This window comes from Streptomyces sp. NPDC031479 (genome assembly GCF_055581065.1).
In genome coordinates, this window is sequence record NZ_JBVIKC010000002.1 from 21,756 (window position 1) to 45,138 (window position 23,383).

At 74.0% G+C, this 23,383-nt stretch carries 25 protein-coding genes; 20 read left to right on the forward strand and 5 right to left on the reverse strand.

The features are described from left to right. Positions 1-57: 57 nt before the first annotated feature. The 12 genes from ACZ5D2_RS02685 (at position 58) to ACZ5D2_RS02740 (ending at position 13,189) form a co-directional block, all read left to right on the forward strand. Positions 58-2,022 (forward strand): tetratricopeptide repeat protein, encoded by a 1,965-nt coding sequence (locus tag ACZ5D2_RS02685; protein ID WP_371679201.1) that lies wholly within the window; start codon positions 58-60, stop codon positions 2,020-2,022. Positions 2,023-2,174: 152 nt separating this feature from the next. Further along, positions 2,175-3,290: an alanine dehydrogenase gene (ald, locus tag ACZ5D2_RS02690; protein WP_371679202.1), complete on the forward strand. Its 1,116-nt coding sequence runs from the start codon at positions 2,175-2,177 to the stop codon at positions 3,288-3,290. A 368-nt stretch (positions 3,291-3,658) separates the two neighbouring features. Further along, positions 3,659-4,777: a ParA family protein gene (locus tag ACZ5D2_RS02695; protein ID WP_371679203.1), complete on the forward strand. Its 1,119-nt coding sequence runs from the start codon at positions 3,659-3,661 to the stop codon at positions 4,775-4,777. Then, complete coding sequence (locus ACZ5D2_RS02700) at positions 4,762-5,274, forward strand: hypothetical protein (RefSeq protein ID WP_371679204.1); 513 nt, start codon at positions 4,762-4,764, stop codon at positions 5,272-5,274. Before ACZ5D2_RS02695 ends, ACZ5D2_RS02700 begins: the two co-directional genes overlap by 16 nt. Positions 5,275-5,720: 446 nt before the next feature. After that, positions 5,721-6,770, forward strand: a complete 1,050-nt coding sequence (locus ACZ5D2_RS02705) for a segregation and condensation protein A (RefSeq protein WP_468926734.1) — start codon at positions 5,721-5,723, stop codon at positions 6,768-6,770. After that, positions 6,767-7,387: an SMC-Scp complex subunit ScpB gene (scpB, locus tag ACZ5D2_RS02710; RefSeq protein ID WP_371679206.1), complete on the forward strand. Its 621-nt coding sequence runs from the start codon at positions 6,767-6,769 to the stop codon at positions 7,385-7,387. The genes ACZ5D2_RS02705 and scpB overlap by 4 nt, the downstream gene beginning before the upstream one ends. After that, positions 7,387-8,724: a pseudouridine synthase gene (locus ACZ5D2_RS02715; protein WP_371679207.1), complete on the forward strand. Its 1,338-nt coding sequence runs from the start codon at positions 7,387-7,389 to the stop codon at positions 8,722-8,724. Before scpB ends, ACZ5D2_RS02715 begins: the two co-directional genes overlap by 1 nt. Positions 8,725-8,854: 130 nt before the next feature. Next, the gene (gene pnuC / locus ACZ5D2_RS02720) at positions 8,855-9,463 is read left to right on the forward strand and encodes a nicotinamide riboside transporter PnuC (RefSeq protein ID WP_371679208.1); all 609 of its coding nucleotides are present in this window, start codon (positions 8,855-8,857) and stop codon (positions 9,461-9,463) included. Further along, a complete protein-coding gene (locus tag ACZ5D2_RS02725) occupies positions 9,460-10,548 on the forward strand; it encodes an AAA family ATPase (protein WP_371679209.1) in 1,089 nt (362 codons plus the stop codon). Before pnuC ends, ACZ5D2_RS02725 begins: the two co-directional genes overlap by 4 nt. Continuing rightward, positions 10,545-11,396 carry an NUDIX hydrolase gene (locus tag ACZ5D2_RS02730; protein WP_371679210.1) on the forward strand — a complete coding sequence of 284 codons (852 nt, stop codon included), beginning with the start codon at positions 10,545-10,547 and terminating at the stop codon, positions 11,394-11,396. The genes ACZ5D2_RS02725 and ACZ5D2_RS02730 overlap by 4 nt, the downstream gene beginning before the upstream one ends. Further along, positions 11,393-12,433 carry an ADP-ribosylglycohydrolase family protein gene (locus ACZ5D2_RS02735; RefSeq protein ID WP_371679211.1) on the forward strand — a complete coding sequence of 347 codons (1,041 nt, stop codon included), beginning with the start codon at positions 11,393-11,395 and terminating at the stop codon, positions 12,431-12,433. Before ACZ5D2_RS02730 ends, ACZ5D2_RS02735 begins: the two co-directional genes overlap by 4 nt. Positions 12,434-12,436: 3 nt before the next feature. Then, complete coding sequence (locus ACZ5D2_RS02740) at positions 12,437-13,189, forward strand: nucleotidyltransferase domain-containing protein (protein ID WP_468926741.1); 753 nt, start codon at positions 12,437-12,439, stop codon at positions 13,187-13,189. A gap of 25 nt (positions 13,190-13,214) precedes the next feature. Here ACZ5D2_RS02740 and ACZ5D2_RS02745 read toward each other — a convergent pair whose 3' ends face one another. The 3 genes from ACZ5D2_RS02745 to ACZ5D2_RS02755 form a co-directional block, all read right to left on the reverse strand. Continuing rightward, positions 13,215-13,916: a nucleotidyltransferase domain-containing protein gene (locus ACZ5D2_RS02745; protein ID WP_371679213.1), complete on the reverse strand. Its 702-nt coding sequence runs from the start codon at positions 13,914-13,916 to the stop codon at positions 13,215-13,217. Positions 13,917-13,944: 28 nt separating this feature from the next. Next, positions 13,945-14,436 (reverse strand): Rieske (2Fe-2S) protein, encoded by a 492-nt coding sequence (locus tag ACZ5D2_RS02750; protein ID WP_371679214.1) that lies wholly within the window; start codon positions 14,434-14,436, stop codon positions 13,945-13,947. Positions 14,437-14,533: 97 nt separating this feature from the next. After that, entirely contained in the window at positions 14,534-14,875 is a 342-nt protein-coding gene (locus tag ACZ5D2_RS02755) for a DUF952 domain-containing protein (RefSeq protein ID WP_371679215.1), read from the reverse strand. A 138-nt stretch (positions 14,876-15,013) separates the two neighbouring features. Here ACZ5D2_RS02755 and ACZ5D2_RS02760 point away from each other — a divergent pair, with 138 nt between their 5' ends. The 6 genes from ACZ5D2_RS02760 (at position 15,014) to der (ending at position 19,716) form a co-directional block, all read left to right on the forward strand. Then, positions 15,014-15,193 (forward strand): hypothetical protein, encoded by a 180-nt coding sequence (locus ACZ5D2_RS02760; protein WP_468926747.1) that lies wholly within the window; start codon positions 15,014-15,016, stop codon positions 15,191-15,193. Then, complete coding sequence (locus tag ACZ5D2_RS02765; RefSeq protein ID WP_468926750.1) at positions 15,187-15,447, forward strand: YidB family protein; 261 nt, start codon at positions 15,187-15,189, stop codon at positions 15,445-15,447. The genes ACZ5D2_RS02760 and ACZ5D2_RS02765 overlap by 7 nt, the downstream gene beginning before the upstream one ends. Positions 15,448-15,563: 116 nt before the next feature. Next, the gene (locus tag ACZ5D2_RS02770) at positions 15,564-16,652 is read left to right on the forward strand and encodes a prephenate dehydrogenase (RefSeq protein WP_266838283.1); all 1,089 of its coding nucleotides are present in this window, start codon (positions 15,564-15,566) and stop codon (positions 16,650-16,652) included. A gap of 152 nt (positions 16,653-16,804) precedes the next feature. After that, positions 16,805-17,533: a (d)CMP kinase gene (gene cmk / locus ACZ5D2_RS02775; protein ID WP_371679217.1), complete on the forward strand. Its 729-nt coding sequence runs from the start codon at positions 16,805-16,807 to the stop codon at positions 17,531-17,533. A gap of 56 nt (positions 17,534-17,589) precedes the next feature. Then, complete coding sequence (locus ACZ5D2_RS02780; protein ID WP_371681320.1) at positions 17,590-18,177, forward strand: lysophospholipid acyltransferase family protein; 588 nt, start codon at positions 17,590-17,592, stop codon at positions 18,175-18,177. 75 nt (positions 18,178-18,252) lie between these two features. After that, positions 18,253-19,716 (forward strand): ribosome biogenesis GTPase Der, encoded by a 1,464-nt coding sequence (gene der / locus ACZ5D2_RS02785; RefSeq protein WP_371679218.1) that lies wholly within the window; start codon positions 18,253-18,255, stop codon positions 19,714-19,716. 16 nt (positions 19,717-19,732) lie between these two features. On the opposite strand, the gene ACZ5D2_RS02790 is transcribed toward der, so the two are convergent. Together ACZ5D2_RS02790 and ACZ5D2_RS02795 are read right to left on the reverse strand one after the other, a co-directional pair. Continuing rightward, positions 19,733-20,128 (reverse strand): hypothetical protein, encoded by a 396-nt coding sequence (locus tag ACZ5D2_RS02790; RefSeq protein ID WP_371679219.1) that lies wholly within the window; start codon positions 20,126-20,128, stop codon positions 19,733-19,735. A 215-nt stretch (positions 20,129-20,343) separates the two neighbouring features. Next, on the reverse strand, positions 20,344-21,159 hold the full coding sequence (locus ACZ5D2_RS02795; RefSeq protein WP_371679220.1) for a hypothetical protein: 816 nt from the start codon (positions 21,157-21,159) through the stop codon (positions 20,344-20,346). Positions 21,160-21,452: 293 nt separating this feature from the next. Between ACZ5D2_RS02795 and ACZ5D2_RS02800 the strand changes: the two genes are divergently transcribed. Further along, positions 21,453-22,295, forward strand: coding sequence for a LysM peptidoglycan-binding domain-containing protein (locus ACZ5D2_RS02800; protein ID WP_371679221.1), 843 nt, complete (start codon positions 21,453-21,455; stop codon positions 22,293-22,295). A 112-nt stretch (positions 22,296-22,407) separates the two neighbouring features. Continuing rightward, positions 22,408-23,379: a helix-turn-helix transcriptional regulator gene (locus ACZ5D2_RS02805; protein ID WP_371679222.1), complete on the forward strand. Its 972-nt coding sequence runs from the start codon at positions 22,408-22,410 to the stop codon at positions 23,377-23,379. Positions 23,380-23,383: the final 4 nt, after the last annotated feature.

Below are 23,383 nucleotides of genomic sequence, written 5' to 3' on the forward strand. Positions count from 1 at the left end.
GTCGTCGCTCTGCGTGAACTACGCTCGCAACCCGAAGGCAGGGAGAGGAGCGGATCCGTGGCGGATTTCGTCGGGCGGCGGCGTGAGCTCAAGGAGCTGCGCGAGGACATCGCACGGACCGGGCTCGACACCCTCTCGGGCCGCAAGGCCAAGGCGCCCCGCGCGCGGGTGCTGCTCGTCGCGGGGCGGCCCGGGTCCGGGCGGACGGCCCTCGCCGAGGCGTTCGTGCGCGAGGTCGCCCCCCAGTACCCCGACGGTCTGCTCCGGGTACGGCTCACCACCCCCGGCGGGGAGACCGTCGCCACCGAGCGGGCGGTGCGGACCCTGCTGGAGGGGCTCGGACACGCCACCCCGCCCGGGGCCGGGGAGGACGATCTGAGCGCGGTCCTGCGGGAGGCGCTCGCCGGGCGGCGGGTGATCCTCCTGGTCGACGACGCCGCCGACCCGCACCAGGTCGACGCCCTGCTCCCGGACACCCCCGAGTGCCTGGTGGTGGTCACCGCCGAAGGGCCGCTCACGGGAATCCCCGACGTCCGCCCCTGCACCCTGGGCGGCCTGGAGACCCCCTCCGCCGTCGAGCTGCTGTCCCGGCTCATCGGGGACACCCGGGTCACCGTCGACCCGCGCGCCGCCGAGGGCCTCGCCGAGGAGTGCGGCGGGCAGCCCGCGGCGCTGGCCCTCGCGGGGGGCTGGCTCGCCGCGCACCCGAAGGCCGCCGTCGCCGACGTGGCCAAGCAGCTCCACGACATGCCCGTCGGCACCGCCGGGCCGCTGGCCCGTTCCTTCCGGCTGGTCTACGAGTCCCTTCCGCAGCCCGCCCAGCGCACCCTGAGGCTGCTGCCGCTCGCGCCGGCCGGGATCCTCGACTCGCACACCGCCTCGGCCCTCGCCGGCTGCTCGGTGGCCGCGGCGCAGTCCACCCTGGAGGACTTCGTCGGGCTGGGCCTCGTACGGCACGCACCCGACGGCATGTTCCTGCTGCCGGGCTGCCTCACCCCCCTCATCCAGGCCCTGCTGGAGGCCAAGGAGCGCCCCGCCGAGGTGCAGCTGGCCCGGGCCCGGATGCTGGAGCGGACCGTACGGCTGCTGACCTCCTGCCGGGCCACGGCCGAAGAGGACGAGGACCTGCTGCGCGAGCACCTCGACGGGCTGCCGCGCGCCCTGCGCTTCCCCGACCGGCGCTCCGCCGCCACCTGGCTGGACACCCGGCTGCCCGCGCTGACCGCCGCCGCCCACCTGGCGGTGGCCGACGGCGGGCTGGACACGCTGGCCCGCAGGCTGGTCGCCGCGCTGGTGCGGGCGCTGGCCGAGCACCGCGGCACGGGGGCCGCCGCCCCCGAGCTCTACGGCCTGCACCGGCTGGTCCTGGACGTGGCCGAGCGGCGCGGCCTGCACCGGGAGCGGGCCGCCGCGCTGCTGAACCTGGCCGATCTGGACGCGGCGACCGGGCGGACCGAGGAGGCCCTGGAGCGGTACCGGTCCGCGCTGGACGCGGGAAAGGCCGCGGCGGACCCGTACGCGACGGGCCGCGCGATGGAATCCGTAGGCGGCGCGTACCAGGAGCTGGCGGACTGGCCGCGGGCCTCCGACTGGTTCGGCCGGGCCCTGTCCCACGCCCTCGCGCGCGGGGAGCGCGCGGACGAGGCCAGGCTGTACGGGCGGCTCGGCAACGTGCACACCTACGCCGGCCGCTACGGGGAGGCGCTGCGCAGCTGGCGGGCGGCCGCCGCGGGGTACCGCAGGCTCGCCGATGTCCCGGGCCAGGCAAAGGCGTTGAGCGAGATGGCGCGGGTCCAGGAGTACGCCGGACGGCCCTCGGAATCGCTGCACACCTGCCGCGACGCGATCGAGCTCGCGCGCCGGGCCGGGGACCTGCGGCTTCAGGCCGCGCTCCAGGTCAGGCTGGCCGACACGCTGGACCGGCTGGGCGACCCGGCGGCCGCCAGGCTGCACCGGTCGGCGGCCGACAGATTGCTGGGAGATGACCCCGCAGCCTGCGAAATCCGTAGTGCTTCCGACTGAGATTATTGGTTTGCAAGGCTAGACAGCGACTCATCCTTCATTAGACTGGGTTCACCGCGGCTTCCCGTGGTGCATCCCGTTGCGCGTTCTTGTGGGCGGGTATGTATGGAAGTGACCCGTAATATCCCCTGAGCCAAGGACCGTGATCGACGATGAAGGTCGGCATCCCCCGCGAGGTCAAGAACAACGAGTTCCGGGTCGCCATCACGCCCGCCGGCGTGCATGAGCTGGTCCGCAACGGCCACCAGGTCTTCATCGAGCAGAACGCCGGTGTGGGCTCCTCGATCACGGACGCCGAGTACGTCTCGGCCGGCGCCGAGATCCTCGGCACCGCCGACGAGGTCTGGGCGACCGCGGACCTGCTGCTGAAGGTCAAGGAGCCCATCGCGGAGGAGTACCACCGCCTCCGCAAGGACCAGACGCTCTTCACCTACCTGCACCTCGCGGCCTCCCGCGAGTGCACGGACGCCCTGCTGGAGTCCGGCACCACCGCCATCGCGTACGAGACGGTCGAGACGGCCAACCGCGCCCTCCCGCTGCTCGCCCCGATGTCCGAGGTCGCGGGCCGTCTGGCCCCGCAGGTCGGCGCCTACCACCTGATGCGCTCGGCCGGCGGCCGCGGTGTCCTCCCCGGCGGCGTCCCCGGCACCCACGCCGGCGAGTGCGTGGTCATCGGCGGCGGCGTCTCCGGCTGGAACGCCGCGCAGATCGCCATCGGCATGGGCTTCCACGTGACCCTGCTGGACCGCGACATCAACAAGCTCCGCGAGGCCGACAAGATCTTCGGTACGAAGATCAAGACGATCGTCTCCAACGCCTACGAGCTGGAGAAGGCCGTCGTCGAGGCCGACCTCGTCATCGGCGCGGTGCTGATCCCGGGTGCGAAGGCCCCGAAGCTGGTCACCAACGAGCTCGTCGCCAAGATGAAGCCCGGAAGTGTCCTTGTCGACATTGCGATCGACCAGGGCGGCTGCTTCGAGGACTCCCGCGCGACCACCCACGCCGAGCCGACCTTCCAGGTCCACAACTCGGTCTTCTACTGCGTCGCCAACATGCCGGGCGCGGTGCCGAACACCTCCACCTACGCGCTGACGAACGCGACCCTGCCCTACATCGTGCAGCTCGCGAACCTCGGCTGGGTCGAGGCGCTGCGTCGTGACCCGGCGCTCGCGCTGGGTCTCAACACCCATGACGGCCAGGTCGTTTACGGTCCGGTCGCCGAGGCCCACGGCCTGCAGACCCTTGAGCTGGGCACGCTGCTCGGCTGAGTCGTCAACGACTGACGTCAATCTCACGTATCCGGCCGGACCTTGCTCGCAAGGTCCGGCCGGAGGCGTTTGCGGGGTCGCCCACGACCCGGCTCAACTCGCCTCGAACGTAACCCTTTAACCCTTTCGCACACCCGCGAAACTTCGCAGCGACAGCTCGCACGCCCTTGACAGAGTGGTGTTCGGTTGCCGACACATCGTGCCGGGTCCGGCGGATTGTGTTGCCGCTGGGCGGTGACACGCCATAGAGTCGCCAACCGTCGGCATGGTGCAACGCTGACCTATCGATAAGTGTCCTGGTCACGTCCGAGGAGGTAAGACGACTTGTGAATGAGTCGACATTTGCTCCTGGGGGTGGTCGAGCAACCGTGCCCGAGCGGGGCCAGGGTCCTGCCGGGCTCGAAGCTGTCGGCTCCGTCGCAGTCCGCACCTTCGCAAACCACCAGCACATGACGACGCCCCAAAAGAGCATGGACGGCCTAGACGTGAACTCCAGGGCCGGCGACCTGAGCGGCGCAAAGCCCACTGGTTTCGCCGACTACGAAAACGTGCCCGAAGGGCACTTCTACGACCCCGACGCGGAGTACGAACCGGACCCCGAGTACGCGGCCACCCTCGCCCCCGACGCTGCCCGCCAGCGCCGTGAGCGGATCGGCCCGACCGGACGCCCGCTGCCGTACTTCCCGATCCCGGGTCCGCTGACCGACCACGGTCCCGCGAAGATCATCGCGATGTGCAACCAGAAGGGCGGCGTGGGAAAGACCACGTCGACCATCAACCTGGGTGCCGCGCTCGCCGAGTACGGGCGCCGCGTGCTGCTCGTCGATTTCGACCCGCAGGGTGCGCTGTCCGTGGGTCTCGGCGTGAACCCGATGGAACTCGACCTGACGGTCTACAACCTGCTCATGGAGCGGGGCATGTCGGCCGACGAGGTGCTGCTCAAGACCGCGGTCCCCAACATGGACCTGCTGCCGAGCAACATCGACCTGTCCGCCGCCGAAGTGCAGTTGGTCAGCGAGGTCGCGCGCGAGTCGACGCTCCAGCGGGCGCTCAAGCCCCTGATGGCCGACTACGACTACATCGTGATCGACTGTCAGCCCTCGCTCGGCCTGCTGACCGTGAACGCCCTGACGGCGGCTCACAAGGTCATCGTGCCGCTGGAATGCGAGTTCTTCGCCCTCCGCGGTGTCGCGCTGCTGACCGAGACGATCGAGAAGGTGCAGGAGCGGCTCAACCCGGAGCTGGAGCTCGACGGCATCCTCGCCACGATGTACGACTCCCGCACGGTGCACAGCCGCGAGGTGCTCGCGCGCGTCGTCGAGGCCTTCGACGACCACGTCTACCACACGGTCATCGGCCGCACGGTGCGCTTCCCGGAGACCACGGTCGCCGGTGAGCCGATCACCACGTACGCCTCCAACTCCGTCGGCGCCGCCGCCTACCGCCAGCTGGCCAGGGAGGTGCTCGCCCGGTGTCCCGCCGAGTGAGTCTGCCCGGAGCGGACGAACTGTTCCGTACGACCGGGGGGATGGCCCTCCAGTCGTCCTCGCCGCGGCGGGGCGCCGAGGAGGCGCCCGCGGCCGGAGGGACGGAGCACGCGGCACCGGCGGACGGCACGACGAGGACGACGGGCGACGGACGCGGCGGCCGGGAGGCCGGCGATCCGGCGGTGGGCGCGCAGCGCAGGCCGCAGGAAGGTTCTGCCACCGCCGCCGGGGCGTCCTCGCCCCGGCCCGGCAAGGGGCAGGGCCGGGGAGCGAACCGGCGGCCCAGCGGACGTGAACGGCACGACGAGAAGATCACGGTCTACGTCTCCGCCGAGGAGCTCATGGACCTGGAGCACGCCCGGCTGGTGCTGCGCGGGGAGCACGGGCTCGCCGTCGACCGCGGGCGCATCGTGCGCGAGGCGGTGGCGGTGGTCCTCGCTGACCTGGAGTCCCGCGGCGACGCGAGCATCCTGGTCCGCCGCCTGCGCGGCCGCTGACCCTCCGCGCCGCCCGGTCCGGGTGCCGGTGCCACCCGCCCGGCGTCCCCGGCCCGGGAACGCGGGTGGCCGGGTGACCGCGGCCCTCGCACGCTCCGCCCCGACGGTGTTCCGTCCCGTCGGCCGGACCGGGGGGCCGGACGCCCTCGGGGGCGGTTGGTGATCACCCCCGCGTTCCGGCGGGCGTCCGCGCCGCCGCCGCCGGGCCGTGCGGGAAGGGGGCCTCGCGGGAACCCCCGGGCGCGGGTGCGCCCGTACAGCCGCCCGTCACGGCGTGCCCCGTGCGTCCGCCCCGACGGGCGTGGCCCGTACCCCGTACAACCGCCCGGACCGGGCACCCCGTGGATCCGTCGTCCGCACGGACCCGGCGTACCCGTACATCCGCCCGGACAGGGCCTAGGCTGCTCGTGGCCGCCCGGCCGTCCTCCGTACCACCCTGGACCGCGATGCCCCCGAACCACCCCGCCGCCCGCCCCGCCCGCCGGAGCCTGGGGCGCGGCCCAGGAGCGGCCGAGGAGCCGGAGCCGGCGGAAACCGCCGAGGAGTCCGCTGAGGGCCCCGGGCGGACCGTGGGCGGGGACGGGGCCGTAGGGGCCCCGGGGGCCGCTGACGGGCCCGCCACGCTCCCGGAGGAGGCCGAGGGGGACGGTGCCGACGGACCGCCGCGCCGGCCGGCCGGCGCGGACGCCCCCGCGGGCGGCGACGGGCGGTTCACGCTGCGGCTCGCGAACTTCGAGGGCCCCTTCGACCTGCTGCTGCAGCTGATCTCCCGGCACAAGCTGGACGTGACCGAGGTCGCGCTGTCCAAGGTCACCGACGAGTTCATGGCGCACCTCCGCGCCATGGGACCCGAAGGCGACCTCGACCAGACCACCGAGTTCCTCGTGGTCGCGGCCACCCTGCTCGACCTCAAGGCCGCCCGCCTGCTGCCCGCCGCCGAGGTGGAGGACGAGGCCGACCTCGCCCTGCTGGAGGCGCGGGACCTGCTCTTCGCCCGGCTGCTCCAGTACCGGGCGTACAAGCAGATCGCCGCGATCTTCGAGACCCGTGCCGAGGACGAGGGCAGGCGCTATCCCCGCACCGTGGGGCTGGAGCCGCACCACGCCGAGCTGCTGCCCGACGTGGTCATCGCCATCGGCGCCGAGGGCTTCGCCCGCCTCGCGGTGCGCGCCATGCAGCCGAAGGCGAAGCCCGAGGTCTACGTCGACCACATCCACGCCCCCCTCGTCAGCGTGCGGGAACAGGCGGGGCTCGTCGTGCGCCTGCTCAAGGCGCGCGGCGAGGCCACCTTCCAGGAGCTGACCGAGGACGCCCCGGACACCCTCACGGTCGTCGCCCGCTTCCTGGCCCTCCTGGAGCTCTACCGGGAGAAGGCCGTGGTCCTCGACCAGGAGGACGCCCTGCTCACGCTCACGGTCCGGTGGAGCGGCGGGGACGGCGACGGGATGCCGACGGTGACCGACGAGTTCGACCAGGTCGTGGAGGTACGCGAATGACGACGACGCAGGAGCTGGACCTGAGGGGGGCCCTGGAGGCCGTCCTGATGGTGGTCGACGAGCCCGCGACGGTGGCGCACCTGGCCAAGGTGCTGGAGCGCGCCCCGCGCGAGGTCGCCTCGGCCCTCGTGGCACTGGCCGACGAGTACACGGCGCAGCGGCGCGGGTTCGAGCTGCGCGAGGTCGCCGGGGGCTGGCGCTTCTACACCCGGCCCGCCTACGCCGCCGCCGTCGAGGCCTTCGTCCTGGACGGCCAGCAGGCCCGGCTCACCCAGGCGGCCCTGGAGACCCTGGCGGTCGTCTCGTACCGCCAGCCGGTCAGCCGCTCGCGGGTCTCGGCGGTCCGCGGGGTCAACTGTGACGGGGTCATGAGGACCCTCCTGCAGCGGGGTCTGGTGGCCGAGGCGGGCACGGAACCCGAAACAGGTGCGATCCTGTACAGGACGACGAACTACTTTCTGGAGCGGATGGGCCTGCGCGGCCTGGACGAGCTCCCGGAGCTCGCGCCCTTCCTCCCCGAGGCGGACGCGATCGAAGCAGAGACGCAAGAGGGTGTTCCGTCGTTCGATCCGGACGCACCGGATACCGATGAAGACGACAAGACGACGGAACTTTGATGCGAAGCAGCGGCAACGGCAACGGCGGCGGCAACAGGAACAGCGGCGGCGGTGGTGGCGGACGCGGTAACTCCCGCGGCGGCTCCTCCTCCGGCGGCGGTGGCTACCGCGGCGGCTCCTCCTCCGGCGGCAACTCCCGCGGTGGCTCCTCCTCCGGTGGGGGTGGCTACCGCGGTGGCTCCTCCTCCGGCGGTGGCGGCTACCGCGGCGGCTCCTCCTCCGGCGGTGGTGGCTACCGCGGCGGCTCCTCCTCCGGCGGGTCCCAGGGTGGCGGCTACGACCGCGACCGTGACCAGGCGCCCCAGCGCCCCCGCAACCCCCGCCCCGAGGAGCGCCGCTACGACGTCGGCCCCGAGGGCGAGCGCAGCGGCCGCAGCGGCCCCCGCGCCGGTGGCGGCGGCGCCCGTGGCGCGGCGGCGCGCGGCGGTGCCAAGGGCGGCCCCAAGACCTCCAGGACCCCCGGCATCGGCGGGGCCGGCGGCCCGCGCAGCGGCCCCGGCAGCCGCAGCGGCCAATCCCGTCCCCGCGAGCTGGACGCGCGGATCGAGGAGCGCGTGCGCGACCGGTACGCCGACAAGCCCGTGATCAAGACCCCGAAGACCTTCCCGGGTGCCGAGGCGGAGGGCGAGCGCCTGCAGAAGGTGCTCGCCCGGGCCGGCATGGGCTCGCGCCGCGCGTGCGAGGAGCTCATCGAGCAGGCCCGCGTCGAGGTCAACGGCGAGATCGTGCTGGAGCAGGGCAAGCGCGTCCAGCCGTCGGACGAGATCAAGGTGGACGGCCTGACCGTGGCCACCCAGTCGTACCTGTTCTTCGCGCTGAACAAGCCCGCGGGCGTCGTCTCCACGATGGAGGACCCGGACGGCCGCCAGTGCCTCGGCGACTACGTCACCAACCGTGAGACCCGTCTCTTCCACGTCGGCCGGCTCGACACCGAGACGGAGGGCATCATCCTGCTCACCAACCACGGTGAGCTGGCCCACCGCCTCACGCACCCGAAGTACGGCGTCAAGAAGACCTACGTCGCCGCGATCACCGGCGCGCTGCCGCGCGACATCGGCAAGCGCCTCAAGGACGGCATCGAGCTGGAGGACGGCTACGCCCGCGCCGACCACTTCCGCGTCGTCGACCAGGTCGGCAAGAACTACCTGGTCGAGGTGACCCTCCACGAGGGCCGCAAGCACATCGTCCGCCGCATGCTGGCCGAGGCCGGCTTCCCGGTGGACAAGCTCGTGCGCACCTCGTTCGGCCCGATCGAGCTGGGCGACCAGAAGTCGGGCTGGCTGCGCCGCCTGACCAACACCGAGGTCGGAATGCTGATGCGCGAGGTCGGTCTGTAGGACCCCCGCAGTACCCCCGCAGTACTCCGGAAGCCCGCGGCGCCCCAGGCGCCGCGGGCTTCCGTCTTGTCCGGGCCCCCCGAACCTGTTTATAGTCAGAGTGACTATTAAAGGAAGTGGGGCAACCGCCATGGGGTGGAGTACCAGCTGGACCGAGGTGCTCGGCTTCGTCACCGGAGCCGTGTGCGTCGTCCTGGTGGCCCGGCAGCACATCGCGAACTGGCCGGTCGGCATCGCCAACAACGTCTTCTTCATCGTGCTCTTCGTGCAGTCCGGCCTCTACGCCGACGCCGGGCTGCAGGTCGTCTTCATCGCCCTCGCCGCGTACGGCTGGTGGTCCTGGACCCACGGGGGTGGACCAGGAACCGCCGGAGCCCTGCCGGTGCGCCGCACGACGGCCACCGAATGGGCCTGGCTGCTCGCGGCGGGGGCGGTGGGGGTCGCCGGGCTGACCCTGCTGCTGGGCGGGGTCAGCGACTCCACCGTCCCCTTCTCCGACGCCCTCACCACCGGGCTCTCGCTCATGGCCACCTACGGGCAGTGCCGCAAGCTCCTGGAGTCCTGGTGGCTGTGGATCGCCGCCGACCTCGTCTACATCCCGCTCTACGCCTACAAGGGCCTGTACCTGACCTCGGTCCTGTACGTCGCCTTCCTCGCCCTGTGCGTGGCCGGCCTCGTCGGCTGGCGGCGCAGCCTCCCGGCGACCGGCGCCCGTACGGCAGTGGGGGCGGCGGCGTGAGCGGCGGCAAGCGCTACCGGCACGGGCTGGTGCTGGGCAAGTTCTACCCGCCGCACGCCGGACACCACCACCTGGTGCGCACCGCCCAGGACCAGTGCGAGCGGCTCACCGTGCTGGTGTGCGCCGCCTCGGTGGAGTCGGTGCCGCTCGCCGACCGGGTGGCCTGGATGCGCGAGGCGCACCCTGGCGCCGAGGTGGTCGGCGCGGTGGACGACATCCCCGTGGACCTGCACGACCCGGCGGTCTGGGAGGCGCACATGGCGATCTTCCGCGGCGCGGTGGGCCGGCGCGTGGACGCCGTCTTCACCTCCGAGGCCTACGGGACCGAGCTCGCGCGGAGGTTCGGCGCCGAGGAGGTCTGCGTGGACCCGGCGCGCACCCTGTTCCCGGTCTCGGGGACGGCCGTGCGCGCGGACCCGGCCGGATGCTGGGAGTTCCTGGGGCCGGCCGTACGGGCCGCCCTGACCCGGCGGGTCGTGGTCCTCGGCGCCGAGTCCACCGGGACGACGACCCTCTCCCGCGAACTGGCCGCGCACTACCGGCGGCGCGGCGGGGTGTGGGCGAAGACCGGATGGGTCGCCGAGTACGGGCGCGAGTACAGCGAGGAGAAGCTCGCGGCCGCCCGCGCGGCGGACCCGGCCGCCTCCTGGGCGGACGTGACCTTCGCCTCGGAGGAGTTCCCGGTGATCGCCCGCCGCCAGGACGCGGCCGAGGAAGGGGCGGCCCGGCTGGGCTCGCCCGTGCTGTTCTGCGACACCGACTCCTTCGCGACCGGTATCTGGCACGAGCGGTACACGGGCGGCCGCAGCCGGGAGGTCGAGAAGATCGCCGAGCTGACCCGGCGCGACCTGTACCTGCTGACGGACGACGCCGGGGTGCCCTTCGAGGACGACGGGCTGCGCGACGGACCGCAGCTGAGACCGTGGATGACCGGCCGGTTCCGGCAGGAACTCGCGCGCACCGGAAGGCGTTTCCTGGTCGTGAGCGGGGACCGGCGCACCCGGCTGGAGACGGCCGTGGCGGCGGTGGACGCCCTGCTGGAGGAAGGCTGGCAGTTCGCGGCCCCCCTCCCGGAGCGGCGATGAGCGCGGGCGCGGCGGGCCGCGGGAGCGGCGGTGCCGGTGATCCGGGCGCCGCGGGTGCGGGCATCGGGGGCACGGGCACGGGGGGTGAGGGTGGCACCGGGGAGCCGGGGCCGGACGGGTCCGCGCCCTACGACCCGTACGCCTTCGAGCCGTTCGCGGTGACCGTCGACCTCGCCGTCCTCACCGTGCGCGGCGGCGTCCTGCACGTCCTGCTGATCCGGCGCGGGCAGGAACCGTACGCGGGCGCCTGGGCCCTGCCCGGCGGCTTCGTCCTGCCGCGCGAGTCCGCCGAGACCGCGGCCCGCCGCGAACTCGCCGAGGAGACGGGCCTGGACCCCTCCCTGGTCGCCTCCCTCCACCTGGAACAGCTGCGCACCTACAGCGAACCCGACCGGGACCCCCGCATGCGGGTCGTCTCGGTGGCCTTCACGGCGCTGGTCCCCGACATGCCCGAACCGGCCGCGGAGGGCGGCGGGGACGCCGACCGGGCGAGCTGGATCCCCGTCGGGGAGGTGACGGAGCCGGCCTTCGACCACGCGCGGATCCTGGCGGACGCGCGGGAGCGGGTGGGCTCCAAGCTGGAGTACACCTGCCTGGCCACCGCCTTCTGCCCGCCCGAGTTCACCCTCGGGGAGCTCCGGGCCGTGTACGAGACCGTCTGGGGCACCGCCCTGGACCGCCCCAACTTCCGCCGCAAGGTCCTCGCCACGCCCGGCTTCGTCGAGGCCGTCCCCGGAGCCGCCCGCCTGACCGGCGGCCGCGGCAAACCCGCCGCGCTCTACCGGGCGGGACCGGCGACCGCCCTCCACCCGCCCCTGCTCCGCCCCACGGAAGGTCCTGCCCGATGACCAGCCCGACGCCGCCCCGCCCGATAGCCGGCAAGCGCCCCGCCACCGGCGCCCTGATCGGCCTCGCCCTCGGCGACGCCCTCGGCTTCCCGACCGAGTTCAACGACGTGCCGTCCATCCTGGCCAAGACCGGGCCGTGGCGGGAGATGGCCCTGCCCCGCCCCGCCCTCGTCACCGACGACACCCAGATGACCCTGGCGCTGGCACGGGGCATGCGCACCGCCGCCGAACGCGGCCCGGTCGGCCCGCTGCGGCTCACCCGGCCGGTCCGCGAGGAGTTCGTCGACTGGTACCACTCCCCGGAGAACAACCGGGCCCCCGGCCGCACCTGCCTGGTGGCCTGCGGCCTCCTCGACCACCCGGAGCGGGACTGGCGCGACGCCAGCCAGACCGGCTCCAAGGGCTGCGGCGCGAACATGCGCGTGGTGCCGGTCGGGCTGGTCCCCGGCTGGACGGAGGAGGAACGGGCGGGCGCCGCCCAGCTCCAGTCCGCCCTCACGCACGGCCACCCCACCGCCCTCGCCGCCTCCGACCTGACCGCGCGGGCCGTGTACCTGCTCGCGCAGGGCACCGAGGTGACCGGCCTGGTCGGACGGCTGCGCTCGTACGCCCTGGAGAACCGCACCCGCTACCACGAGCGCTGGCTCGGCGACCTCTGGATGCGCACCGCCTCCGACGCCTCGCCGGAGTCCTTCATGGCCCGCGGCTGGGACGAGTGCCTGGCCGTCCTGGACCGCCTCGCGGCGGCCCTGCGCACCCCCTCCCCGGAAACCGACCCCTGCCTGGCCACCGGCGAGGGCTGGATCGCCGAGGAGGCCCTGGCCACCGCCCTGCACTGCTTCCTCCTCTTCCCCGACGAACCCCTCCTCGCGCTGCGCCGCGCCGCCTGCACGGCGGGCGACTCCGACTCGATCGCCTGCCTGGCCGGCGCCTTCGCGGGCGCCCACCTCGGCGCGGACGTCTGGCCCCGGGACTGGGAGGGCCGCATCGAGTACCGCGCCGAACTCCTGTCCTTCGGCACCCTCTGGGACGCGTGATCCGTGCTCGACGCGATGACCCTCGACCTGACGCCCGTCGTGACCCGTCAGCCCGACCCGCTGCTCTTCGCCACGGTCTCGGGCGCCCACGTGTACGGCTTCCCCTCCCGTGACTCGGACGTCGACCTGCGCGGCGCGCACCTGCTGCCGGCGGCCGCGCTGCTCGGCCTGCGCGAGCCGGAGGAGACCCGGACCCGGATGTGGGACCACGACGGGGTGGAGATGGACCTCGTCACCCACGACCTGCGCAAGTTCGTCCGCCTGATGCTCAAGCGCAACGGCTACGTACTGGAGCAGCTGCTCTCCCCGCTCGTGGTCCACACGACACCCGAGCACGAGGAGCTGGTGGCGCTGGCGCCGGGCGTGCTCACCTCGCACCACGCCCACCACTACCGCGGGTTCGCCGCCACCCAGTGGCGGCTGTTCGAGAGGAGCGGGGAACTGAAGCCGCTCCTCTACGCCTTCCGCGCCCTGCTCACCGGCATCCACCTGATGCGCTCGGGCGAGGTGCAGGCGCACCTGCCCACGCTGCTCGGGGAGGTGGCCGAGGCCCCCGCGTGGCTGGCCGGGCTGGTCGAGGCCAAGGTGGCCGCCGAGCACGGCGGGTACGACGGCCCCGCCGTGGCGGCGCCCTACGAGGCGCTGCACGCGGTGCTCGACGCGGCGCAGGCGGCGACGGGGCTGCCGGGGGAGGCGGGCGCGTACGGGGCGCTCGACGCGTTCGTGGTGCGGTGCCGGGAGCCGCTGGCGGTGTGAGCGGCGGGCCCCCGGGGGCCGGGTCCTAGCCCCTCGGAGGCAGGTCCCGGGCGGCCGAGGCGCGGCGGATGCGGTGGAGGTAGTCCGCCACGCGGGGGAGGTCCGGTTCCGCGGGGAGCGGGGTCGTGGCGAGGGCGGTGTCGGTCTCCTCCGTGAGGCGGGCCATCCAGGCGTCGACCTCCTCCCAGGTCCGCTCGCCGCGCTTGACCGCGAGGAGGCTCTCGCGGTCCGGGCCCGCCCCGATCGTCAGGCGGCCGGTGCGCAGCAGGTCGCGGCAGGAGATCAGCAGGCGCAGCAGGTGCATGGCGTGCTTCCAGCGCGGGGCGCCGTGCAGACGGACGTCCGCGAGGAGCTTGCCGTGCTGGGAGGCGGCATAGCGGCTGAAGCTGGTGTGGGCCCGGCGGGAGAGGAACGCCCCGCGCAGGGAGAGGAGTTCCTCGCCGGCCGGGGTGAGCCGTTCGACCAGGGGGGAGTGCAGGCACTCCAGGATGTTCGGGTTGGCGCGCAGGGCCAGTTCGCAGAAGCGTTCCAGCTCCCAGGAGAACTCCTCCTCCCGGGGCCCCTCCACGTGCGTCGGCGGTTTCTCGAACCGCCAGAACAGCGGGGTGGGGGCGAGGAAGACACCGCGCCGGTCGGTGTCGCTCGCCTCCGTCGCCAGCCCGAAGGCACGGGAGCCCATCACGCAGGCGTAGATCGTGTGGTCCCGTACCAGGGTGAGGTCGTCCATCCGGGGAGGTTAGGCGCCCCGGCCCGCGCTAGGCGAGCGAGATTGCGCCGTCGGGCGCCACGGTGATCTTCTTCTCCGGGAGCGGCTTCGTGGCCGGACCCTTGATCGCCGCGCCGTCCGAGGCCTGGAACTCGCTGCCGTGGCAGGGGCAGTGCATCACGCCGTTCTCGGGCTTGTTCACGAGGCAGCCCTGGTGCGTGCACACCGCGGAGAAGCAGCGGAAGGACCCGGCCGTAGGCTGGGTCACCACCAGCTTCTGCTCCTTGAGCACGACGCCACCGCCGACCGGGACCTCCGACGAGGACTTCATCAGGATCTTGCCCGTGGCGGAGCCGGAGGCCTCGCCGGGGGACCGGTCGGCGTTCGGCGCGCTGCCGGTGTCCTGGGCGGGCTTCTCCGTGCCGCCGCCGCCACCGCCGCAGGCGGCGAGCGTGCCGCCGGCGAGGGCGGCCGCGCCGGCCGCCAGTACCGTGCGGCGTGCGGCGGACGCGGTGTCGCTCATCGGATGCGTGTCGGTCATGGGGACTCCTCGATGGGGGGCGGGGACGGCGATGGCGAGCAGCATCCTGGCGCGTGCCGGGCTCCGGGAGAAGCCCGCCACACGCTCCGGTCCCGCTTCATCCCGCCGACTGCCACGGGCGAAGGTCCGCAGGGCCGTCCGGGACGCGTACCACCTCCCACACGCGTACCACGGCCTCCCGGTTCAACGGCCCGTACACGTGGGGGTAGCGGCCGTCGGAACCGGACTCCCTGCGGACCTCGGCGCTCAGGGCCGCCTCGTCGAGCTCCACGGCGAGCAGGGTGCCGGGCGTGTTCCGGTAGTGGGCCTCCACGATGGCGAGGGCGGTGGGGCGGTCGGCCGAACAGTGCACGAACCCCTCCGAGGCCAGGGAGGGCGGGGCGTACGGGAGCCCGGGCGCGGCGCTCCAGTCGGCGAGCGGGACGATGTGGAAGATCATGCCGGTGGTTCTACCGCAAGGGGCGCCGAAGGGTGTGCGCCAGGTGGCGACATGCCCTGATACGGGTGACATTGTCCGTGTCTCGAAGCCGGGTGTGACGCCTGAGTGCGGCCCGGTCCCTCTGCGAAAGGCGTGACCATGGCGGGTAATGACCTCGGTTCCCTTCTCGGCGGCCTGCTCGGCGGCGGCGGTCAGGGCGGTCAAGGCGGCCAGGGCGGCGGCGCGGGCAACATCCTCGGCGCGCTGCTCGGGGCCCTAAGCGGCAACGGCCAGGGCGCGGCGGGAGCAACCCGCTCGGCGGGCTCATGGACATGCTGACCAAGTCCGGCCTCGCCGACCAGGCGCAGTCCTGGATCGGTACCGGGGAGAACCAGCCGGTCAGCGGCTCGCAGATGGCCGACGCACTGCCGGACGGGGCCCTGCGGCAGGCAGCCGAACAGGCCGGCGTCAGCCCCGAACAGGCCGCCGACCAGATCGCGCGGTCCCTGCCGCAGGCCGTGGACAAGCTGAGCCCCGGCGGGTCGATCCCGCCCGGTTCGCTGGAGGACATCATCAGGGCGCAGAACCTCTAGCGAGACCCGCCAGGGCCCGGTGGTCGTCCCACGGGGTGGCCGCCGGGCCCTCGCCGTGCACCGGGTGGCTACCCTGAGTCAGGACCCGCCGTCACGCGATCACCCTGGAGCGCCCCGTGAGAACCGCCGTCGTCATCGGAACCGGACTGATCGGCACCTCCGCGGCGCTCGCCCTGACCGCCCGGGGCATCGCCGTCCACCTGGTCGACCACGACCCGGCGCAGGCCCGTACCGCGGCCGCCCTCGGCGCCGGCAGCGACGACGCCCCCGAGGGGCAGGTCGACCTCGCGATCGTCGCCGTCCCCCCGGCCCACGTCGCCGCGGCCCTGGCCGACGCGATCGGACGCGGGCTCGCCCGTGCCTACGTGGACGTGGCCAGCGTCAAGGGCGGGCCCCGCCGGGAGCTGGCCGCCCTCGGCGCCGACACCTCCGCGTACATCGGCACCCACCCCATGGCCGGCAAGGAACGCTCCGGGCCGCTCGCCGCCACCGCCGACCTCTTCGAGGGGCGCCCCTGGGTGCTCACGCCCACCCGCGACACCGACCACGAGGTGCTGAACCTGGCCCTGGAACTGGTCGCGCTGTGCCGGGCGGTCCCCGTCGTGATGGACGCCGACGCGCACGACCGGGCGGTCGCCCTGGTCTCCCACACCCCGCAGCTCGTGTCCAGCATGGTGGCCGCGCGCCTGGAGGAGGCGGACGAGACCGCCGTGCGCCTGTGCGGCCAGGGCATCCGCGACGTGACCCGGATCGCGGCCTCCGACCCCCGCATGTGGGTGGAGATCCTCTCGGCGAACCCGGGGCCGGTGGCCGACGTCCTGGCCGGGATCGCCGCCGACCTGGAGGAGACCGTCGAGGCCCTGCGCGGACTCCAGTCGGCCGACGAGGCCAAGCGCCGGGGCGGGGCCGAGGGCATCGAGGACGTCCTGCGGCGCGGGAACGCCGGCCGGGTCCGGGTCCCCGGCAAGCACGGCGCCGCCCCCACGGCCTACGAGACGGTCGGGGTGTTCATCAGCGACCAGCCCGGCGAGCTGGCACGGATCTTCGCCGACGCGGGCCGGGCCGGGGTCAACATCGAGGACGTGCGGATCGAGCACGCCACGGGCCAGCAGGCCGGTCTGGTGCAGCTCATGGTGGAGCCCCGCGCCGTCGCCGGCCTGACCGCCGAGCTGCGCGAGCGGGGCTGGGCCCTGCGCCAGCAGTAGCCGGACCGCGCCCCCGGCACCCGCCGTCGGTCCCGCCCCCGCACGGGGCGGGGACGCGGCGGAGTCAGGGGGCGCCGGGGGCCGGTAACCTGGGGGAGGGGCGCTCTTGGCGCGCCCGGACACGTACGCGCAACCAGGAAGGTGCCCGCACCGTGGAAACCGCCGCTCAGTCCGCCGTGATCGTCGCCATCGACGGTCCCTCCGGCACGGGCAAGTCCAGCACCTCCAAGGCCGTGGCCGCCAAGCTCGGGCTGCGCTACCTGGACACCGGCGCCCAGTACCGGGCCATCACCTGGTGGATGATCACCAACGGCGTCGACACCGACGACCCGCAGGCCATCGCCGTAGCGGCGGGCAAGCCCGCCCTCGTGTCCGGTACGGATCCGGCCGCGCCCACCATCACCGTCGACGGCCTGGACGCCTCCGGCCCGATCCGCACCCGGGAGGTCACCTCCAAGGTCAGCGCCGTCAGCGCCGTCCCCGAGGTGCGCACCCTGATCACCGAGCTCCAGCGCTCCATCGCCGCCGAGGCGGCCCGGGAGGCCGAGGGCATCGTGGTCGAGGGCCGGGACATCGGCACCACCGTCCTGCCCGACGCCGACCTCAAGATCTTCCTGACGGCCTCCGCCGAGGCCCGCGCGGCCCGCCGCAGCGGCGAGCTGCGCGGCAAGGAGGCCACGGACCTCGCGGCCACCAAGGAAGCCCTGATCAAGCGCGACGCGGCCGACTCCGGCCGCAAGACCTCCCCGCTGGCCAAGGCCGGCGACGCCGTGGAGGTGGACACCACCGAGCTCACCCTCGACCAGGTCATCGAGTGCGTCGTGACCCTGGTCGAAGAGCGGCGGAGCGCGACCGGCGGCACAGAGCGGCGGCCCAGGTGAGCGGTACGCCCTCCCTCAAGGGTGCGGCGGTCGGCAGGCGCATCGGCATCGGGCTCATGTACGGCCTGTGGAAGCCGCGCGTGCTCGGCGCCTGGAAGGTGCCCGCCTCCGGCCCCGTCATCCTGGCCGTGAACCACGCCCACAACATAGACGGCCCCATGGTCATGGGCACCGCGCCCCGGCCCCTGCACTTCCTGATCAAGAAGGAGGCCTACGTAGGCCCCCTCGGCCCCTTCCTGGAGGGGATCGGCCAGGTGAAGGTGGACCGGACCGGCACGGACCGCACCGCCATCACCCACGCCCTCGGGGTGCTGGAGCGGGGTGGCGCCCTGGGGATCTTCCCGGAGGGAACCCGTGGCGAGGGCGACTTCGCCTCCCTGCGCGCCGGGCTCGCGTACTTCGCGGTCCGCAGCGGCGCCCCGATCGTGCCCGTCGCGGTCCTCGGCAGCACCGAGGCCCGGGGGCGGCTCGTCAAGGGCCTGCCGCCGCTGAAGAGCCGGGTGGACGTCGTCTTCGGCTCCGCCTTCGACGCCGGGGACGGCACCGGCCGGCGTACGCGCACCGCGCTGGACCAGGCCACCGAACGCATCCAGGGACGGCTGACCGCCCACCTGGCCGACGCCAAGCGCCTCACCGGCCGCTGAGCGAGACTTGACCTAGTAGTGGACCCGCGCTGCGCGGATGCCACCGATCACCACGAACGACGAGGAACGGACTTCATGAACGACCAGCACGACCACGGAGCACTTGGCGACGCCGAGTACGCGGAGTTCATGGAGCTCGCCGCGGAGGAAGGCTTCGACATCGAGGATGTCGAAGGCGCGATCGAGGAGGCCGGACACGGCCCGCTGCCCGTCCTCGCCGTCGTGGGCCGCCCGAACGTGGGCAAGTCGACCCTGGTGAACCGCATCATCGGCCGCCGTGAGGCCGTCGTGGAGGACAAGCCGGGCGTCACCCGCGACCGCGTGACCTACGAGGCCGAGTGGGCCGGGCGCCGCTTCAAGGTCGTCGACACCGGCGGCTGGGAGCAGGACGTCCTCGGCATCGACGCCTCCGTCGCCGCCCAGGCCGAGTACGCCATCGAGGCCGCGGACGCGGTCGTCTTCGTCGTCGACGCCAAGGTCGGCGCCACCGACACCGACGAGGCCGTCGTCAAGCTGCTGCGCCGGGCCGGCAAGCCCGTCGTGCTGTGCGCCAACAAGGTCGACGGCCAGAGCGGCGAGGCCGACGCGGCCTCCCTGTGGTCGCTGGGCCTCGGCCAGCCGCACCCGGTCTCCTCCCTGCACGGCCGCGGTACGGGTGACATGCTCGACGCCGTCCTGGAGGCCCTGCCGGAGGCCCCCGAGCAGACCTTCGGCGGCGCCGCCCTCGGGGGCCCCCGCCGCATCGCCCTGATCGGCCGCCCGAACGTCGGCAAGTCCTCGCTCCTGAACAAGGTCGCCCGCGAGGACCGCGTCGTCGTCAACGAGCTCGCCGGCACCACCCGCGACCCGGTCGACGAGCTGATCGAGCTCGGCGGCGTCACCTGGAAGTTCGTGGACACCGCGGGCATCCGCAAGAAGGTGCACCTGCAGCAGGGCGCCGACTACTACGCCTCCCTGCGCACGGCCGCCGCCGTGGAGAAGGCGGAGGTCGCGGTCATCCTGATCGACACGACCGAGCAGATCAGCGTCCAGGACCAGCGCATCATCACCATGGCCGTCGAGGCGGGCCGCGCGATCGTGATCGCGTACAACAAGTGGGACGAGCTGGACGAGGAGCGCCGCTACTACCTCGAACGCGAGATCGAGACCGAGATGCAGCAGGTCTCCTGGGCGCCCCGGGTCAACGTCTCCGCGCTGACCGGCCGCCACATGGAGAAGCTGGTCCCCGCGATCGAGACCGCCCTCGCGGGCTGGGAGACGCGCGTCCCCACCGGTCGGCTGAACGCCTTCCTCGGTGAGGTCGTCGCGGCGCACCCGCACCCGATCCGCGGCGGAAAGCAGCCCCGCATCCTGTTCGGTACCCAGGCGGGCAGCAAGCCGCCGCGGTTCGTCCTCTTCGCCTCCGGCTTCCTGGAGCACGGCTACCGGCGCTTCATCGAGCGCCGTCTGCGCGAGGAGTTCGGCTTCGAGGGCACCCCGATCCACATCTCGGTGCGGGTGCGCGAGAAGCGCGGCGCTCAGTACAAGAAGAAGAAGTAGCGGGTCGCCGCCGGGGTCAGTAACCCCGGCGCGGAGCGGGCGGCAGGGCCGCCGGGATGTGCTGCATCCCGGTCTGGTGCTGCCGCCCGCCGGCGTATCCGGACCCGGCGGCGGCGTGTGCGTAGGAGGGCTGCGGGGCCGGCGCGGGCGGGTACGAGGACTGCCAGGGCTCGCTCTGCTGCCATGCGGAACCGTTCCAGCCGCTGCCGTACGAGCTGCCGGTGTAGGAACCGCCGTACGGGACCATCGGGTACGAGGAACCGTACGAGAACGCGGTGAAGCCGAGGTTCTCCTCGCCGCTGCGGTCGCCCGGCAGCGCCCGGAAGGCGCGCAGGTACTCCGAGCAGAGCGTGTCGTAGATCGGGGTGTGCGAAGCGGCCGGGGGGACGTCCCGGTCCCGTGCGGGGCGCATCGGGGGGACGCTGCTCGGATAGGACGGGGCGCGGGAGGGGTCGTATGAATGCACGTATCAGCCAACGAACCCGGGGCCCTGCGGATGCGGGGTGACGGGACGGAAAACGCAGATCGCCGGGGGTGCGCGGGACGGACCGCGCACCCCCGGCGCATACCGCCCGGCCCCAGCGGGTGGGGCGGGCGGTCGTTCCGGGGTGGGGAGGGAAGGGCGGGTCAGGCGCCCGGAGCACCGGCGAGCGGCATCGCGGCGGCGACCAGCTTGCCGTTGCTCGCGGCCTTGTCCAGGGCGTCGCGGAGCAGGTCCTCGCGGGGCTGCTGGCCGATGGAGCCGACCGGGGCGGCGTAGACGAGCACGCGCTGGGTCTTGTTGACGGCGGCCCGCCAGCCGTCGGTGACGCTCAGGGCCTGGTGCGCCTGCCACCACGCCACCTGCGGGCCGCCCTCGGCACCGGGCTGGAGCACGGCGTGCAGCTGGCCGCCGGCCAGGAGCACGGACCAGCCCGGGAGCAGGGACGGGACCTCGTTGGTGTCCATGACGGGGATGAAGCCCTGCTCGATGAGGAGCGGCAGGAAGTCGTCGCCGGGGCCGGTGGTGCCGGGGCGGGCGATCGGCGCGGTCGGCTCGACGACCAGGGCCGGGTGCAGCTCGCCGCGGATCAGGACCAGGCCACTGGTGATCCCGAGGACGGCCTGGCCGCCGGGGACGGCCTGCGGGGCGCCGGCGCCGGAGCCGGCGGCCTCCGGGGCGGGGCTGTCGCCGGTGATGCTGCGGACGGCGCCCTGGAGCTGCTCCTCGGAGACCGTGACCACCTGGGAGGGGATGCAGCCGGCGTGGGCGAAGGCCAGCACCGCGGTCTCCTCGCCGACGAACAGCACCGTGCTCGTGGGGTCGGTCTCGGGGTCGCCGGGGGTGCGGCAGGAGGTGCAGTCGTAACTGCGCGGGGCGTCGTCGCCGGTGAGCAGCCTGTCGGCTTCTTCGTCACCGATCTCGGCACGTACCTCAAGACTGACGTCGAGCATGCGCGGCACGGGGTGGCTCCTCATTCGTGCGGAGGCCGGGGGGTTCCCGGCTCGCCGGGCTCAACGGAGGAGCGGTCGCCGGGGTCACGCCGTTTGAGGGAACGGAATCGAACCGGCCACCCGAAGGAGTGAACCCGGCGAGCGGCACTTCCGCTTGGTGTCAACTGTTGCTTGTTTGTGCGCAGTTGCTGGTCGCGGCTGGTCGTTTCCGGGAGGGGCCGGCGGTCGGCCGTCCGGGTGGGGCGCGGGGGAGCGCCGCGTGGCGGGCCGGGCGCGGGGAGGGGGCTGCGTAGCGTGACCCGATGCCCGAACTCCGCCTCCGGCGTGCCGTGTCGGCTGCCGCCGCCGTGGCCGTGCTGGTGCTCGTACCCGTGCCGGCCGGTGCCGTGGGCGCCGCCGGTGCCGGTGGTGCCGGTGGTGCCGTCCGGGCCGGTGCCGCCGTCGTGCCGCCGCCCCCGGCGCCCGGACCGCCGGGCGTCGCCGCCGGGTACCGGGCGGGGGACTGCGGGCCGGGCGGGCAGTGGCCGTGGGACTGCGTCGCCGACTGCGAGAGCGGCGGTCGGTGGGCGGTGAACACCGGGAACGGGTTCTACGGGGGGCTGCAGTTCCGGCAGCCGACATGGGAGGAGTACGGGGGCCTCGCCCACGCGCCGCGGGCGGACCTGGCGAGCCGGGGCCAGCAGATCCTGGTGGCCGAGGAACTGCTCGGCGCCCAGGGGTGGGGGGCGTGGCCGGTGTGCGCGAAGCGGTACGGGCTGGCGGGGCGGGCGCACGTGGTGCGGGCCGGGGAGACGCTGGACGGGATCGCGCGCAAGAGGCGGGTGCGGGGCGGGTGGCGGCCCCTCTACGAGGCGAACCGCGGGGCGATCGGGGACCGGCCGGAGCGTCTGAGGACGGGCCTCTTCCTGACCCTCCCGGCGGACCCGCCGCCGCCTCCGGGCCCGACCCCGACCGGTCCGCCGCCTCCCGGTCAGACCCCGGCCGGTCCGCCGACCCCCGCGGTGCCCGCGCCGGCCGGCCCCGCGCCGGCCACGGCCCCGACGGGTCCCGCGGCGGCGCCCCCGCCGGCCGTGGAGCCGGTCCCGGTGCGGCCGGCGCCGGGCCGCGGGGCGCCTTCCCGAGGTCCGGCCGCGCCGGGCAGCTGAGGCCGGGCGGGGGCGGGGCGGGCAGCCGCGCCGGGCCCTTCCCCCGACCCGCCCCCACCCGGACCCCGGCCGCGCCTCACCCCAGGTGGCCGTCACGGGGGAGACTGCGGGCATGCTCGATACCTCCGCGCGGCTGCTGCGCCTGTTGTCCCTGTTGCAGGCCCACCGCGAATGGACCGGCGCCGATCTCGCCGAACGGCTCGGGGTCACGCCGCGCACCGTGCGCCGGGACGTCGACCGGCTGCGGGGGCTCGGCTACCCCGTGAACGCCAGTCCGGGCACCGGCGGCGGCTACCAGCTCGGGGCGGGGGCCGAACTGCCGCCGCTGCTGCTGGACGACGACGAGGCCGTCGCGGTGGCGGTCGGGCTGCGGACGGCCGCCGGGAACGGCGTCGAGGGGATCGGGGAGGCCTCCGTACGGGCCCTGGCCAAGCTGGAGCAGGTGCTGCCGGCCCGGCTGCGCGGACGGGTGTCGGCGCTGAACGAGTTCACCGTGCCCATGCTGCGCGGGCCCGCGCGGGACACCGTCGACCCCGCGGTGCTGACGGAACTGGCGGCGGTGTGCCGCGACTCCGAGCGGCTGCGCTTCGGGTACCGCGACCACGGGGGCGACGTCAGCCGCCGCACCGTGGAGCCCCACCGGCTGGTCTGCAGCGAGCGGCGCTGGTACCTCGTCGCCTGGGACCGCGACCGCGAGGACTGGCGCACCTTCCGCGCGGACCGCATCGAGCCCCGCCCCCCGCACGGCCCGCGCTTCGTCCCGCGTCCGCCGCCCGCCGAGGACCTCGCCGCGTACGTCTCGCGGGGCGTGGCGCAGGGCGCCTACGCGGCCCGTGCCGTGGTGCGGCTGCGGATGCCGGCCGAGGAGGCGGCGCGGATCATCGGGCCCTCCGACGGGGCGCTGGAGCCGCTCGACGGGCAGGGCTGCCTGCTGCGCACCGGGGCGGTGAGTCTGGACGTTCTGGTCATTCACCTCATGCTGCTCGGGTGCGAGTTCGAGGTGGTGGAGCCGCCCGAGCTGACGGAACGGATCCGCAGTGCGCGCGACCTTCTCGGCCGTGCCCTGGAGCCCACGGCGGAGTGAGAGC